This window comes from Vibrio sp. IB15, from assembly GCF_016406055.1.
Lineage (GTDB): Bacteria > Pseudomonadota > Gammaproteobacteria > Enterobacterales > Vibrionaceae > Vibrio > Vibrio chagasii.
This window is the reverse complement of sequence record NZ_JAEFCE010000015.1, coordinates 52,373-67,874: the sequence shown is the minus strand read 5'-3', so window position 1 is coordinate 67,874 and position 15,502 is coordinate 52,373. Positions and strand designations below refer to the sequence as shown.

The window sequence follows — 15,502 nt, the reverse complement described above, 5'->3', positions numbered from 1 at the left end:
GAGAGCGCCCTCGTTATGAAAGGGCGCATCGGGATAAAGTCTGTAAAATGATATTGCTTGTCTTTTGAGAGATATTTTTCTGCAATGAGAAAACGCTGCAGATCAATACAAATTGGCGGATATGTGAGTCAATATTTCCCTTTGAATGACCATTTAAACAAACAGTGCTTTATGAGCTTGCTCGATCCCTTCAATCAACATCTGCATACCAATAACTGCCAGTATCAAACCCATCATTCGAGTAATCACATTCAGTGCGCTTGGTCCTACCGCTTTCACGAAGCGCTCGCCAAACACAAACAACACGTAGGTTAAGGTACACAGTAGGCCGAAAGCGATGATGGTAATGACGGTTTCATAGATGCCCTCGGTGCTGGCAAAGTTCATCGCGGTGGCTATTGTCCCCGGGCCAGCCAATATCGGCATGGCCAGTGGTGATACTGCGATACTTAGCGCCGCGTCTTGTTGGGCATCTGAGTTGACCTTCTCTTTCGCCTTCGAGTGTGTCGATTCACCTTGTAGCATGTGAAAGCCAATCAAGAAGACCAAAATACCGCCTGTGATGCGCAGGGCATAAAGCGTGATACCAAAAAGGTCGAAGATCAGCTTGCCTGAAATGGCAAACGTACTGACGATGATAAATGCGATAAACACTGAGCGGAACGCGATCGACTTAACTGTCTCCCTGTCGTTGTCGCCTGTTAAACCAAGAAAGATTGGCGTGTTAGCGATAGGGTTCATGATGGCGAAAAAGCCCATGAAAACTGTGATGGTATGGATGATGAGCTCTTTCATATTATTCCTTTAAAAAGATGCAGTTAAATACACATGTTGAATAAGAATAGATACTAGAGCAAGTGTGAATAAAAAACAGCCAGCATAGGGCTGGCTGTATAGTTTTAGTGATGGTAGTAGAGTTTTGACTGTGTGTTGGTGTCGATTTTTCAACTAACGCCTTGGCTTGAGGCGCTAAATGGTGACAATCACTTCTATCATTATGCGTTTTGAGACTCGCTTACCGCGACAGCTAGTGCAACCGTAGCACCTACCATTGGGTTGTTACCCATGCCGATGAAGCCCATCATAGCAACGTGAGCAGGAACTGAAGAGCTACCTGCAAACTGAGCGTCTGCGTGCATTCTGCCCATAGTATCTGTCATGCCGTAAGACGCAGGGCCTGCCGCTACGTTGTCTGGGTGCAATGTACGACCTGTACCACCGCCTGAAGCGACTGAGAAGTAAGGCAGACCTTGGCGAGTACGCTCTGCTTTGTAGATACCCGCAACAGGATGTTGGAAGCGTGTTGGGTTGGTTGAATTACCTGTAATGCTCACATCCACCTCTTCTCTGTGCATGATTGCGACACCTTCACGAACATCATCAGCGCCGTAACATAAGATCTCTCCGCGAGGGCCATTTGAGAAACGGCGACGTTCTGTTTCAACGAGTTCACAGGTTTGGTAGTCGTATTGAGTGCGCACGTAAGTGAAGCCATTGATGCGTGAGATTAAGTACGCCGCATCTTTACCTAAACCATTTAGGATAACTCTTAATGGATTTTTACGTGATTTATTGACGTTTAGTGCGATTTTAATTGCGCCCTCAGCGGCAGCAAAAGACTCGTGACCTGCAAGAAAAGCAAAGCAGTGGCTCTCTTCATTCAGAAGACGAGCAGCAAGCGCACCATGACCAATACCAACTTGACGTTGCTCGGCAACACTACCGGGTTTTGTGAATGCTTGGAGGCCTTCACCGATGATGTTGGCTGCTTGTTCAGCGTTGCTCGCTTTACGGAATAGAGCCATGGCTGTACCTAAGGTGTATGCATCGGCTGCACTTTCAAACGCAATTGGTTGAGTGTCCATCACCAAAGTTTTTGGGTCTACATTGTGGGCTTTACAGTATTGCTCTGCTTGCGCCAAAGAGTCGAAGTTCATTTCTGCCAATGCGCGAGTTACTGATTCATTAAGTTGAGTGTTCATAATATCTTTCCTCTAAATTGGCAAAAATTACTGTTGGCGTGGGTTCATCTTGGTCACGGCTTCATCGAAGCGACCATAAGTCCCTGTAGCAAGGTCAGCCGCTTCATTGGCTGGCACACCTTGATTAATCGCCTTCATCATTTTGCCGAGGTTGAGATACTCGTAACCAATCACTTCGCTGTGGTCATCAAGTGCAAGCTTAGTCACATAGCCCTCTGCGAGTTCTAGGTAACGGACGCCTTTTGCTGCGGTTGAGTAGCTGGTACCAACTTGGCTGCGCTGGGTTTGACCTAAGTCTTCCAATGCAGCACCGATCTCTAGGCCACCTTCAGAGAAAGCAGATTGAGTTCGACCGTAAACAAACTGCAGGAAGATTTCGCGCATCGCGACGTTAATCGCGTCACACACTAAGTCAGTATTAAGTGCTTCTAGGATAGTTTTTCCGGTGAGGATTTCAGCGGCCATCGCGGCAGATTGTGTCATGCCTGAGCAGCCGATAGTCTCGATGAGTGCTTCTTCGATAATGCCGTTTTTCACGTTGAGAGTCAGTTTTGCCGCGCCTTGTTGTGGTGCACAAGTGCCTACGCCATGGCTTAAGCCAGAAATAGCGATGACATCTTTTGGGCTAACCATGGCGCCTTCAACTGGAATTGGAGCCGAGTTGTGAAGATCACCCCTTTGAATAGGGCACATGGATTGAATTTCTGAAGAGTAATGCATAATGTTTTCTCACTAATAAAGTCGTATTGACCTAGGGCGTTGAGAAAACAGGACGTGTTGGAAGAGGTGCGGCTAATTCACTACAGATCTTGAGTATCGATAATCCAAAGGAGTAATGGAACTTGGTCTTAATAGACGCAGCCCATTTCAAAATGGAGGAGTAGCGATACATCCAACAGTATTACCTGTTTTCGATTCTGTAGGAGTCATTAGCACGGTTCAAAAGAACGGGCGGTTGAAGCAAAAGCTTAGGTGGAACCCCATCACCTGATGGCAATAGATTAGATCTTTATCACACTTTTGTGCAAGCGAATGTTTAGAGCTATTTCGACTATAAACAAGCATCATTATATTTCGATAAGTATAAAAAAACGCCAATGACTGACTCTGATTAGAGGTGTCATTGGCGTTTTTTAGAAAGCTTCAGCTAATTAAGCTGCATCTTCTTCTGCGTCTTCAACCGCTTCAAGCTTCTTCGCTTTTTTCGGAGCTGGTTTACGCTTCGCACCTAATGCGTAAAGAACTTCTTCTTTGTTCTTAGCTAGGTACATTGCAAGTTCTTCTTGCTTGCCTTCATCTTCAACTAAATCGCTTTTGCCTAACAGTTCAAAAAGCTCATCAGCCATATCCAGCATTTTGTCGTATGCGTCAGCTTCGGCTTTAGAGGTAAAAGTCATTTTCTCTTCTCCGTTGCGTTCCACCACGTACTTGACGATAACAGCCATGGTTAATCCTCTAAGTTTGATAAATTTTACTGGCTTTTTATACAGTTTCTGAGGCTAAAAGTCCAGTTGGAGCCCGCACTATGCGGTCTTAATCTTGATGTGTCGCCCAGTCTTCACAATAACTCATGAAAGATTTCAGTAATGGGCTTTGGTATTTGTCTTTGTGGACCAGCATCCAGAAGCGACGTTTCATATCAAGTGGCACATTAAGCGCTTTTACTCGGCCTGAATCGATCGCTCGCTGAGCAGCTAAACGAGACAAACAGGCAAAGCCAAGACCGGCAGAAACAGAGTTGATGATTGCTTCTGTGGTGTTGAGCTCAAAAGACTCATACCAATGCTCGATGCGTGGTGCGACGGCTCGTAGGAAAAACTCACGCGTTCCTGAACCGGATTCGCGCAATATCCAATGGCTGTCTTCTAAATCTCGCAACGCGATTTTGTCTTTTGCCACTAAAGGATGTTGATTACTAACGATAATACACATTTCATCGCTACTAAACTGGCTAGAGATCAACTCCGGATGGAGTGTTTTTCCTTCAATTAACGCGATATCCAGTTCATAATCCACCAACTTTTGACAGATCAGGGCACTGTTTGAGATGAACAAACTCTGGTCTTGGTGCTGAGTTTTTTCTCGAAAGCCAGACAAAATAAAAGGCGCAACCTGATTACCGATCGTGTCACTCGCGCCAACCTTGAGATTGCCACTTAAGGGCTGGTCATCACGGAATAGAACATCGATGCCTGCGGCCCGGTGAAGAATCTCATCAGCCAAAGGAAGCAGTTTGTGTCCTTCTTGATTGAGAATTAATCGGTTGTTGACCCGGTCAAATAGAGAGTGCCCTAGCTGTTTTTCCATTTCACCGAGTGCCATGCTAACCGCGGCTTTAGAGAGAAACAGAGCTTCCGATGCGGCGGTAAGTGTCGAATGCTGGGTAATGGTGACAAACACTTTGAGCTGTTTGATTGAGATATTAGCCATCAGGTTCCTACTTTTACGCTGCTGGTGGAATTGGTTGTTCAGTATTGATGAACGCTTGTTATATATAATTGGATATAACTTAACGAAGTGCAAGCGTATTATGGCTTCAACAAGCTGATGAGTTCACAAGTTTTGTGAATTAAGTTCAAGAGAGGCTCACATGATTCAACGTATTAAATATAGATTAACAGGAGCTCCAACACCCATGGCAGGGTTAGCACTAGCAATCGCAAGCTTAGGCTGGTGCTGGGATGGCGTTTTAGTCGCACAAGGTATTTTACACACTCCTGGTTTAGTGCAGTGGATCAGTGCGGGTATCGCGGCGGTATTACTTCTTGTTTTAGCTGTGAAATTTTTGATTCATGGCCATCTATTGCGTGAAGATCTTGCTCACCCTGTAGTGGGGAGTGTAGTACCAACATTTGCGATGGGTTGCATGGTGGTGTCAGCATCTTTAGCGCCGATTTCTCAATTTTTACAAGAAGCGATGTGGCTTGCAGCGGTTGCTCTACACGTTGTGTTCTTAGTGAGCTTTTTGTATCACAGAGCTAAAAACTTTGAGATTCACCATATGGTGCCAAGTTGGTTCGTACCGCCAATCGGTATCATTGTGGCAGACGTATCTTTCTCGGGTAACCCAGTTTTAGAGCCTGTAGCGAACGCGACTTTGGTATTCGGCTTATTGGTTTACGCTGTGATGCTACCACTGATGGTTTACCGTTTGATCTTCTCTCACGAAGTGCCAGATGCAGCAAAACCAACCATTGCGATTATGGCAGCACCAGCAAGCCTATCTTTGGCGGGATACCTAACAGTGACAGCAAGCCCTTCACCAGTGATCATTGGGTTGTTATTTGGTATTGCTGTGTTGATGACGTTCATTATCTACATGGCGTTTTTCAAACTACTTCGTCTGCCATTCAGCCCTGGCTATGCAGCGTTTACCTTCCCAATTGTGATTGGTGCAACAGCCTTGTTTAAATTGGCTGCGTGGATGCAAGCACAAGGTATTGAAGCGCATTACATTAGCCAAGTGTTTAACCTAGCTTATTTAGAGCTGATTGTTGCGACGTTGGTGGTAGGTTATGTCGCTGTTCGTTACTACATGAACTACAAACCTCACCGTGTTTTAAGTGCGGTAGCGGGCAGATTGTAAAGGGCAATAGTTCAAAAGATAAACGGACCTTAAGCTTTCGGTATTTCATAAGCTTATATTCCTCATTCAAACTCAGCACTTATGCTAATCTGGCAGTATATTGTGGCAAGATTAGCGTGAGTGCACTTTGTTTACTGTTTACCATTCCAATAAAGTTGATACTTTAAAAATTCTTCTCGTTCACTTAATCAAAAGTGACCCTTTAGCCAATCCTTTCGAAAAAGAGCAGATCTTGGTTCAGAGCCCGGGTATGTCTCAATGGCTTAAGATGGAACTCGCCAAAGAGTTTGGTGTAGCAGCAAATATCGATTTTCCTCTTCCAGCGACCTTCATTTGGGATATGTTTACCCAAGTGCTTCCTGATGTACCGAAACGCAGTGCTTTTAACAAAGAAGCGATGACGTGGAAGCTAATGAGTTTGCTACCTGCGAAGCTTGACCACCCTGATTTCTTACCCCTACAGCGCTATCTTGAAAACGACGAAGACGGCTCTAAGTTGTATCAATTAGCCGAGAAAATTGCCGATATCTTCGATGGCTACTTGGTGTATCGACCTGAGTGGATGGCGATGTGGGAAGCGGGAGAACCCGTTGCAGAATTGATTGATAGTGAAGGGCAGCAAGAGCACCCTTGGCAGCCAATTTTGTGGAAGGCACTCTACGAGCAAACGCTCTCTCAAGGCCAATCGAAATATCACCGTGGTAATTTGTATCACGACTTCATTGAAGCGTTAGCTAATCAACAAGGCCAGTTACAACACCTGCCGAAACGTCTGTTTGTGTTTGGTATTTCGTCACTGCCTCCTCGCTACATGGATGCCTTGAAAGCGCTTGGCGAACAGATTGATGTCCACCTGATGTTTACCAACCCTTGCCAACATTACTGGGGCGATATTCGTGACCGTAAATACTTGGCGAGAGTGGAAGCGCAGCGTCGTAAGCAGTTTGCTTTGGTTGATGGTTTACCTCAGCTAGAAGGCGAAGTCTCACCATTAAAAGATGGCATTGAAGCCAATATTGAAGACGAACTGCATACCAGCCAAGCGGTCGGTAATAGCTTACTTGCGTCTATGGGTAAACTGGGCAGAGATAACTTGTTCTTGCTGTCTCAATCAGACAGCGAAGAGCATGAGTTTTTTATTGATGTCAAGAGAGACAGTCTGCTGCATCAACTGCAAGCCGATATTCTTGAGTTAGAAGAGCACCAAGACGATCACATCTTAGACTCCAGCAACCATAAACAAGTGGTTGAGCTGGGCGATCGTTCGTTGACGGTACACGCTTGTCACAGCCCAATGCGCGAGGTTGAGGTTCTCCATGACCAGTTATTGGCGATGTTTGATGCTGATCCAAGCTTAAAACCACGCGATATCATTGTGATGGTGGCAGACATCAATGCTTACAGCCCTGCTATTCAGGCGGTATTTGGTAATGTTCCGGGTGAGCGTTATATCCCTTACTCGATCTCGGATAGAACGGCAGACCAAGAGAGCCCGATTCTGACCGCGTTCATGCAGTTGGTCGCGCTACCAAACACGCGCTGCTTAGCTTCTGAACTTCTAGAGCTATTAGAAATCCCAGCGATGATGGCACGATTTGGCATTGATGAATTTCAATTCGAGCAAGCTAAGCAGTGGGTTGAAGAAGCAGGTATCCGTTGGGGTGTCGATTCTTCTACCGCAACCGAGTTTGATTTGCCTGCGACGGAGCAAAATACCTGGCTATTTGGTATCCAGCGCATGCTATTGGGCTATGCGGTGTCGGATTCTGCTGGTTTGTTTGAAACTGAACACTCTCCAATTGCAGCTTATAACGAAGTTCAGGGCATTAACGCCGAACTTGCTGGTAAGTTAGCGCACTTTATTGATCGTATTGCCCATTACCGTCAACGCCTTGCTGAGACGCAATCCATCGATATGTGGCGTGAAACCTTGCTGCAAATGATTGATGACTTCTTTGCCGTTGAACTAGAAGGCGAGGTGGTGCTTAAGTCGATTCGCGATGCACTTTCTCAACTCAATGAACAGCTTGATGATGCCTTGTACGAACAAGAGCTATCGCCAAGCATTATCTATCAGTACTTGAATAATAAACTGTCGGGTGCGCGTATCAGTCAGCGTTTCTTAGCGGGGCAAGTGAACTTCTGTACCTTGATGCCGATGCGTTCTATCCCGTTCAAAACCGTTTGTTTATTAGGTATGAATGATGGTGTTTACCCTCGCTCAATGCCGCCGGAAGGTTTTGATTTGATGAACGGACGCACTCGTCCCGGTGACCGTTCTCGTCGTGATGATGACCGTTACCTATTCTTAGAAGCGATGTTGTCGGCGCAAGAGTGTTTATACATCAGTTATGTCGGCCGTTCGATTCAAGATAATACTGAGCGAGTGCCGTCGGTATTGGTTTCAGAGTTGATTGAGTACTGCCAGCAGAACTACTGCCTAAGTGAAGACCAAGCGCTACCAAGTGATGATTCTGGTATCAAGCTGACTCAAGCGATCAGTTTTGAACACACCATGACGCCATTTAGCCCGGCTGCCTTTACTCAAGGTGATTCAAGCCATGTGCTGAGTTACGCCAAAGAATGGCTTCCTGCGGCTAACCGTTCCGGTGAACGCAGTGGTGAATTCAATCGTGCCTTGGATGACTATTTGCTTGGCGCGACTTATCCGTTAGAACTCGATTTGGTTGAGCTACAGCGTTTCTGGCGCTTGCCAGTGCAATACTTCTTTAATCGCCGCTTAAAGGTAGTGTTTGAGCCGCCGCTTCCGGTAATGGAAGACGATGAGCCATTCGTGCTTAATGGCTTAGAGAGCTTCCAGCTTAAAGATGCTTTGCTCCAAGTACTACTCGATCACCCAGCAGGGGCAGATGAAGCGGTTCGCTTGTTTGTTTCTGAACAAAAGGCACAAGGTCGCTTACCGGTTGGTGCTTTTGGTGATATCGAGTTTGAAACCAACCGTGTTCAAGCGGAAGATTTAGCCAAAGAGATTCGATTTGTAAGTGGGCAGCCACAACAAGATCTCGAGGTAAATATTGAATTTGACGTGCTAGGCGAGGGCAAGCCGGTTCGTTTGATGGGGTGGCTGACTCAAAATTATCAATCGGGCTTAGTACGCTTCCGTAGCGGTAAAATTCGTTCGCAAGACTACTTGGCTGCGTGGATCGATCACTTGTGTTGCGCAGTGATGGGGCACGGCAAAACGACTCATATTATTGGCTACGACAGAAAAGAAGGTGTGGTGCACCAAACGCTACAACCTATCGGCGATACGCAGCAGGCGAAGAGTTTATTGGCTGAGTTAGTACGACTGTTTTATCAAGGTATGACAGCACCACTGCCGTATTTCCCGAAAACCGCCTTGGCCGGCGTTGAAGCGGGCTTTAGCCGTGGTAAATGGGTCGACGATGAAGAGAAGTCGCTCAAGAAAATGGCCGATACTTTTAATGACAGCTTCGCTTTTACTGGCGAGGGGCGAGATACCTACATCTCGCGTATTTGGCCTAAGTGGGATGATGAGCTGGCTGCTGAGTCACGCATGTATTCAACGCTTGTGTTACAGGCGGCAAGGTTGGCGGCTGCCGATCTGGAAGATCAGGAATAAGTGGCAGTGATCGACAAGATCAATAGCGGGTGCGCTGACTTAATGAAAGACGAAATAGAGTCGCTAGTAAGTATTTGGGATGCTTACTTTCCAAGTGAAGGTAAGCAGGATGGAGAGAAGCAAGGTACAGGAAATAAAGTGGCCGCCAGTAAATCATTATTAGTGTAGGGCGTTCGCTGTACGGCCACAGGTCAGAGGGACCATTATTCTGTGGTTCTAAGTAGGCAATGAGTATAAAACTCGAATCGCGCTCCTGAACTCGTGGGCGCATAGTAGCGAGGCGATCCGAATTGATCCGTGAGAGAGATCGCACTAACTATTAACAAATCAGCGTAGGACGTAAATTGAATGACGTTTTCCACGCTAGGTCACATTTGTAACAACATATTTATCAGAAGGCAGTAAGGCATGACGACCACAAGCAGTGTTCAGGTAATTGCTCCACAGACACTCAACACCATGACGTTTCCACTTCATGGTGCGCGTTTAATTGAAGCATCGGCGGGTACAGGTAAAACATTTACCATCGCTGGCTTGTACTTACGTCTACTGCTCGGACACGGCACGGCCGCACCACAAGGCGAGCTCGCGGAAGCTACCCGACATCACGAGCCGCTCACTGTAGATCAAATCCTGGTCGTGACTTTTACCGAAGCAGCAACCGCAGAGCTGCGTGACCGTATCCGTGCTCGAATTCATGATGCTCGCATTGCGTTTTCTCGCGGGCAAAGTGACGACCCAGTGATTGCTCCTTTGCTGCAAGAGATCGAAGACCATGCTGGCGCTGCGAAAACACTGCTCAATGCCGAAAGGCAAATGGACGAAGCGGCTGTCTACACCATTCACGGCTTCTGTCAGCGAATGTTGACTCAAAATGCCTTCGAGTCTGGTAGCCGATTTGATAATGAATTTGTGACTGATGAAAGCCATCTTAAGGCGCAAGTGGTAGCCGACTATTGGCGTAAGCAGTTTTATCCGCTGCCGATTCAACTGGCTGGTGAGGTTCGTAATATCTGGGGTTCACCGGCTGCATTATTAGCAGACGTCAATCGTTACCTGACGGGCTCTCCATTGAAGCTAACCGTCGATGCGATGTCAGGTGATTTGCAAACCCTGCACAACCAAAACCTAGATAAAGTGAAGCAGCTCAAAGCGCTGTGGTGTGAGTCTGAAGCGGACTTTTTGGCTTTGATCTCAGGTTCAGATGTGAACAAACGCAGTTACACCAAGAAGTCTTTGCCGACATGGCTAGAGGCTGTGACGGCATGGGCGCAAAGTGACACCCATGATTATCAATATCCAGACAAGTTAGAAAAGTTCTCTCAAGCCACTTTAATCGAGAAAACACCGAAAGGCGCCGCGCCTCAGCACGCTGTTTTCGAAGCGATTGAGGATTTCTTAAATAACCCTGCCGACTTGAAAGCCCCGTTATTGGCGCATGCGATTACTCACTGTCGAACTATGCTCGCTAAGGTAAAACAGCAGAAGCAGTGGCTGTCGTTTGATGACCTGTTGACTCAGTTATCTGCGTCGATTGATGTCGATGAGCAGTCACTGCTAGTGGAAAGAATTCGCACTTTATACCCGGTAGCGATGATCGATGAATTCCAAGATACCGATCCACTGCAATACAGTATTTTTAGCCGAATCTATCTCGATACCCCGCAGTGCGGCTTGTTTATGATCGGTGACCCGAAACAGGCGATTTATGGCTTCCGTGGCGCAGATATCTTTACCTATATCAAGGCGAGAAACCAAGTTAGTGCTCACTACACCTTAGGCACTAACTGGCGTTCGAGTGCTGATATGGTGAGTGCAGTAAACCAAGTGTTTATGAACTCGGATAGCCCGTTTATCTACGACCAAGACATTCCATTTTTGCCTGTTGCAGCCAGTCCATCTGCCGATAAGCGCCAATGGGTAATGAATGGTGAAACTCAGCACGCACTCACCTTTTGGTTACAAGAGGCTGAAGACAAGCCGCTACCAAAGGGTGAATATCACAAGACAATGGCTGAGGCGACGGCGAGTCAAATTCAAACCATTCTGACCGCTTCTCAAAACCAGCAAGCCTATTTTGATAACGGCAAAAAACAACATGCCGTGAATGCGGGTGATATTGCTGTCTTGGTTCGAACCGGCAGTGAAGGTCGTCTGATCAAGAACGCGCTGTCTGAGCAAGGTATTGCAAGTGTGTATTTGTCTAACCGAGACAGTGTATTCACCAGCTTGGTTGCGCAAGATATTCAACGCTTGCTACAAGCGGTGCTGACACCTGAAAACGACCGTGCATTGCGCGCGAGTCTAGCCTCCGAGTTGTTTGCTCTCGATGCCGCATCATTGGATGAACTCAATAACGATGAAGTGGTGTGGGAAAACGTGGTTAATGAGTTTCGAGAGTATCGTAAGTTGTGGCTACAGCGTGGCGTGTTACCAATGCTGCGCAGCGTGATTAGCAAGCGACATCTCGCGGAACGCTTGCTGGAAGAAGAAAATGGTGAGCGCTCACTCACTGATTTGATGCACATAGGTGAATTGCTGCAGCAGGCAAGACAAGAGCTCGACAGCGACTACGGCTTGTTACGTTGGTTGGCAGAAGCGATTTCCGATGCTCAAAATGGTTTAGGCGGCAGCGAAGACGACATTCAGCGTCTTGAATCAGAGAGAAACTTGGTTCAAATCGTTACCATTCACAAGTCGAAAGGTTTGGAATATGACTTAGTATTCTTGCCATTTGTTGCGAGTTACCGAGAGGCGAGCGAAGGCAAATTCTACGACCATGATTCAGACACCACAGTACTGGATATCACAGGTAGTGACACTGCCTTAGCTCAAGCCGATAAAGAGCGACTAGCGGAAGACTTGCGTTTGATTTATGTAGCGCTGACTCGTGCGGTTTATGGCTGTTTCATTGGTATGGCGCCACTGCGTAAAGGGCGTTCAACTAAAGAGCCGACCGGCGTGCATTTAAGTGCGATGGGTTATTTGGTTCAAAACGGTCAAGAGCAAGGTATTGCCGAATTGCATCAGGCTCTTGCAGCCATTGAGAGTAAGAACTCAAGTGTCCTGCTAGCCGAAACACCAACCGCGTATGAGCAAGTGTTTGTACAAACAGAGCAAGTGAGTGAAGACTTACATGCTAATGAACTCAAGGCTTCAATCGACAGGGCTTGGCGTATCACCAGTTATTCAGGGCTTGTAAAGCAAGGCAGTCACGGTGCAAGTCATGACGCGACCATTGAGGTGTCTGGCTTTGATATTGACTCGGCTGATGAGCAGGATGAGTCTGAGTTGATTGAACCTGAACGCTCTATTTTTACGTTCCCTCGTGGTGCTCGCCCGGGTACTTTCTTACACACCTTGTTTGAGGAGGTTGAATTTACCGGGCCAGCAACCAGCGAACACAACACGCAAGTAATCACTCACTTATTAGAATCAGAGCAATACGAATTAGAGTGGCTACCTGTGCTTCAACAACTGGTTGATACGGTGCTGAACACCGCATTGGATGGCAAGAACTTAAAACTAAGCGAGAAAGATTCGACACAACGCTTAGTTGAGATGGAGTTCTTATTACCTATCGAAGTGTTGGCTGCACCTGAACTGAATCAAACCATTCAATATCATGATCCGTTATCGGCTAAAGCGGGCGACTTAGGTTTTCAAACCGTGCAAGGTATGCTGAAAGGCTTCATCGATTTGGTGTTCGAGCATCAAGGTAAATACTATGTACTCGACTGGAAATCGAATCATTTAGGTGATGATGTTGCCGTCTACCATGGTGAAGCATTGAAATCGGCGATGGCCGACCATCGCTATGATTTGCAATATCAGATCTATGCATTGGCGTTGCACCGTTTCTTACGTAGTCGTGTTGCCAATTACAGCTACGAGCAACATTTTGGCGGCGTGTACTACTTGTTCCTACGTGGAATGGATGGCCAATCTCAACAAGGTATTTTCTCAGCGAAACCAACACTGGCTTTACTTGATGAAATGGATCAATTGATTGACGGTAAAGTGATAGACAGACGTTCAGCACAATTGAATGACGATGAAACTGGACAGATGGGGCTTTTATAATGACAACAACGACCACTAATACCAGCATAGATACTGCGAACACAGCAAAGCCAGTTTCACTTATTCCTGAGCAACTCATGGATGTACTCAAGTTTCTTGCGGATAAGGGTTCTATTCGTCAGTTGGACTATCAATTTGCTCGTTTTATTGCTCAGCAAGCTACGAGTTACTCTCAAGAGATCGGCTTTCTTGCTGGGGTAGTGAGCCATGAATTAGGCAAAGGACACATTTGTACTCAGCTGATACATCAGCATACGACAGGCCACGAACAAACGGCAGATCTAGCTCAGTTACTTGGGTTGTACGGTGAAACGGCTCTGCAATTGAATCAAAAGTTGTCAGGTATTGATTGGTTGGCGGTACTTCAATCGTCCAATTTAGTTGGATCAACCAATGACTGTGTTAAGCCGCTGATGTTTGACGGGCAGCGTGTCTACTTACAGCGTTACTGGAACTACGAGGTGGTGCTGGCAGACACGTTAAACCGTTTAAGTAAGCCAGTAGAGTTTAATATTGAACAGAAAAAGGCGCTGACGGAAACACTCAATCAGCTCTTCGTACGTAGTTATCATTTTCTGTTTAATGCCTTAGCCAAGGCTGAAGCAAATCAACAAACGTCTCAGGTATTACGTCAACAGCTGGTGTGTGATCATCTTGATATTGTCGATGAGCAATCTCTGAATTGGGGGGCAATCGACCAAGCGATCGTCCAAGTGAAGCAGGTAACGGACTTAGATGTTCTAGATGGTTTAGTACCGCTATCAGCATGTTTGAACTGGCAAAAAGTGGCGGCAGCGGTGGCACTGAGTCGTCGTTTTGCGGTGATTTCTGGCGGACCGGGTACCGGTAAAACGACCACGGTAACCAAGTTATTGTCGGCGATGGTCGAGCAATCACTAAGCCAAGGTAAAACACCAACGATTAAGCTCGTTGCACCAACGGGTAAAGCGGCGGCGCGTTTAACTGAATCAATTGGTAAAGCGATTGAGCAACTGCCTTTAGCGCCTGAAGTAAAAGCTAACATACCAACGGAATCGAGCACTTTGCACCGATTACTTGGCGCTATTCCCAACCGTGCTGAGTTTAGACACAATCGACGTAATCCACTTCACCTGGATATCTTGGTGGTGGATGAAGCGTCGATGGTTGATCTGTCGATGATGTATAAGCTGGTGGATGCACTTCCTGCACACGCAAGGCTTATCTTATTGGGAGATAAAGACCAACTGGCTTCAGTTGAAGCAGGCGCAGTGTTAGGTGATATCTGCTCATTTAATTCAGCAGGCTATAGCAGTGCTCAAGGCAACTTGATTGCGGAGATGACAGGCTTTGATGCGATAGCCAATTCACAGCAGGTAAAAGCGGGAGTCGTTAATCCTCCTGCCATTGCAGACAGCCTATGTATGCTACAGAAGAGTTACCGTTTCGATGCGCGCTCTGGTATTGGTCAGTTGGCAAAAGCAATCAATAACGGCTCAGCGAGTCAAGTAGACCAAGTGTTTGCCAAAGGTTTTGGCGATATCGAAAATCATCCTTTATCGAGCGACAGCTATAACTTGATGCTGCGTACCTTGGTTAATGAGTATGGTGCGTATCTCAATCGAATGAATGTGCCATTGGAAGAGCTAGAAACTCAAGAAGCGAGAGCCAAATCGGTACTCGATTTGTTCAGCCAATGCCGACTACTGTGCTCTATTCGTGAAGGTGATTTTGGTGTTAATGGCCTCAACCACAGAATTGAAAGAGCGCTTGCCGCAAGGCGTTTAGTGAATCCACATAATGATGAATTGTGGTATCACGGGCGACCAGTGATGGTAACGCGTAACGATCATGGCTTGGGTTTATATAATGGTGATATTGGTATCTGCATGCTTGAGTCGGATTCAAGCCAACCTGACTCAACCCCTCGTTTGAAGGTCTATTTTGAATTACCTGATGGCAGTGTGAAAGCTGTACTACCAAGTCGAGTGCCTGAGCATGAAACGGCTTATGCGATGACAATTCATAAATCTCAAGGTAGTGAATTTGATTTGACCTTAATGATTCTGCCACCAGATTTCAGCCCAATCTTGACTCGAGAGCTTATCTACACGGGGATTACGCGTGCGAAGAAACGACTGATGATGTTCAGTGATACGAATGTATTGAAGCGTGGGATTAAAGTGAAAACAGAGCGAGTGAGTGGTTTAGGAAGTCGCTTAACCAACTAGAGATAATTGAGGCATATGTACAAAGCAACCATCCCTG

Annotated in this window: 10 protein-coding genes and 1 riboswitch; of the genes, 5 read left to right on the top strand and 5 right to left on the bottom strand. The window is 46.5% G+C overall.

The genetic code is table 11. From position 1 onward, the window contains the following. Window positions 1-153: 153 nt before the first annotated feature. The 5 genes from JC606_RS07855 to JC606_RS07835 all read right to left on the bottom strand — a co-directional run bounded on the left by JC606_RS07855 (window position 154) and on the right by JC606_RS07835 (window position 4,412). Entirely contained in the window at window positions 154-795 is a 642-nt protein-coding gene (locus JC606_RS07855; protein ID WP_004737591.1) for a MarC family protein, read from the bottom strand. A gap of 200 nt (window positions 796-995) precedes the next feature. Beyond that, window positions 996-1,985 carry a GGGtGRT protein gene (locus JC606_RS07850; protein WP_137407368.1) on the bottom strand — a complete coding sequence of 330 codons (990 nt, stop codon included), beginning with the start codon at window positions 1,983-1,985 and terminating at the stop codon, window positions 996-998. 24 nt (window positions 1,986-2,009) lie between these two features. After that, on the bottom strand, window positions 2,010-2,702 hold the full coding sequence (locus tag JC606_RS07845; RefSeq protein ID WP_137407367.1) for an iron-sulfur cluster assembly scaffold protein: 693 nt from the start codon (window positions 2,700-2,702) through the stop codon (window positions 2,010-2,012). 193 nt (window positions 2,703-2,895) lie between these two features. Further along, a riboswitch (Fluoride riboswitch) is annotated at window positions 2,896-2,979 on the bottom strand. 154 nt (window positions 2,980-3,133) lie between these two features. Continuing rightward, window positions 3,134-3,427, bottom strand: a complete 294-nt coding sequence (locus JC606_RS07840) for a YebG family protein (RefSeq protein ID WP_008223840.1) — start codon at window positions 3,425-3,427, stop codon at window positions 3,134-3,136. Window positions 3,428-3,515: 88 nt separating this feature from the next. Then, window positions 3,516-4,412, bottom strand: a complete 897-nt coding sequence (locus JC606_RS07835) for a LysR family transcriptional regulator (RefSeq protein WP_019823882.1) — start codon at window positions 4,410-4,412, stop codon at window positions 3,516-3,518. Window positions 4,413-4,617: 205 nt separating this feature from the next. Between JC606_RS07835 and JC606_RS07830 the strand changes: the two genes are divergently transcribed. The 5 genes from JC606_RS07830 to recD all read left to right on the top strand — a co-directional run bounded on the left by JC606_RS07830 (window position 4,618) and on the right by recD (window position 15,465). Further along, on the top strand, window positions 4,618-5,568 hold the full coding sequence (locus tag JC606_RS07830) for a TDT family transporter (RefSeq protein ID WP_137407366.1): 951 nt from the start codon (window positions 4,618-4,620) through the stop codon (window positions 5,566-5,568). 127 nt (window positions 5,569-5,695) lie between these two features. Beyond that, complete coding sequence (gene recC / locus JC606_RS07825; RefSeq protein WP_198778368.1) at window positions 5,696-9,172, top strand: exodeoxyribonuclease V subunit gamma; 3,477 nt, start codon at window positions 5,696-5,698, stop codon at window positions 9,170-9,172. Between the two features lie 6 nt (window positions 9,173-9,178). After that, complete coding sequence (locus tag JC606_RS07820; RefSeq protein WP_198778375.1) at window positions 9,179-9,340, top strand: hypothetical protein; 162 nt, start codon at window positions 9,179-9,181, stop codon at window positions 9,338-9,340. Window positions 9,341-9,580: 240 nt separating this feature from the next. Further along, entirely contained in the window at window positions 9,581-13,255 is a 3,675-nt protein-coding gene (gene recB, locus JC606_RS07815) for an exodeoxyribonuclease V subunit beta (protein ID WP_198778367.1), read from the top strand. Next, window positions 13,255-15,465 carry an exodeoxyribonuclease V subunit alpha gene (gene recD, locus JC606_RS07810; RefSeq protein WP_198778366.1) on the top strand — a complete coding sequence of 737 codons (2,211 nt, stop codon included), beginning with the start codon at window positions 13,255-13,257 and terminating at the stop codon, window positions 15,463-15,465. The genes recB and recD overlap by 1 nt, the downstream gene beginning before the upstream one ends. The last annotated feature ends 37 nt before the right edge of the window (window positions 15,466-15,502 follow it).

What these genes read in the sequence shown, in the direction of transcription:
- JC606_RS07845 (WP_137407367.1), bottom strand. Translation starts at nt 2,702, where the DNA reads ATGCATTACTCTTCAGAAATTCAATCCATGTGCCCTATTCAAAGGGGT.
- recB (WP_198778367.1), top strand. Translation starts at nt 9,581, where the DNA reads ATGACGACCACAAGCAGTGTTCAGGTAATTGCTCCACAGACACTCAAC.
- JC606_RS07835 (WP_019823882.1), bottom strand. Translation starts at nt 4,412, where the DNA reads ATGGCTAATATCTCAATCAAACAGCTCAAAGTGTTTGTCACCATTACC.
- JC606_RS07855 (WP_004737591.1), bottom strand. Translation starts at nt 795, where the DNA reads ATGAAAGAGCTCATCATCCATACCATCACAGTTTTCATGGGCTTTTTC.
- JC606_RS07840 (WP_008223840.1), bottom strand. Translation starts at nt 3,427, where the DNA reads ATGGCTGTTATCGTCAAGTACGTGGTGGAACGCAACGGAGAAGAGAAA.
- JC606_RS07830 (WP_137407366.1), top strand. Translation starts at nt 4,618, where the DNA reads ATGGCAGGGTTAGCACTAGCAATCGCAAGCTTAGGCTGGTGCTGGGAT.
- recD (WP_198778366.1), top strand. Translation starts at nt 13,255, where the DNA reads ATGACAACAACGACCACTAATACCAGCATAGATACTGCGAACACAGCA.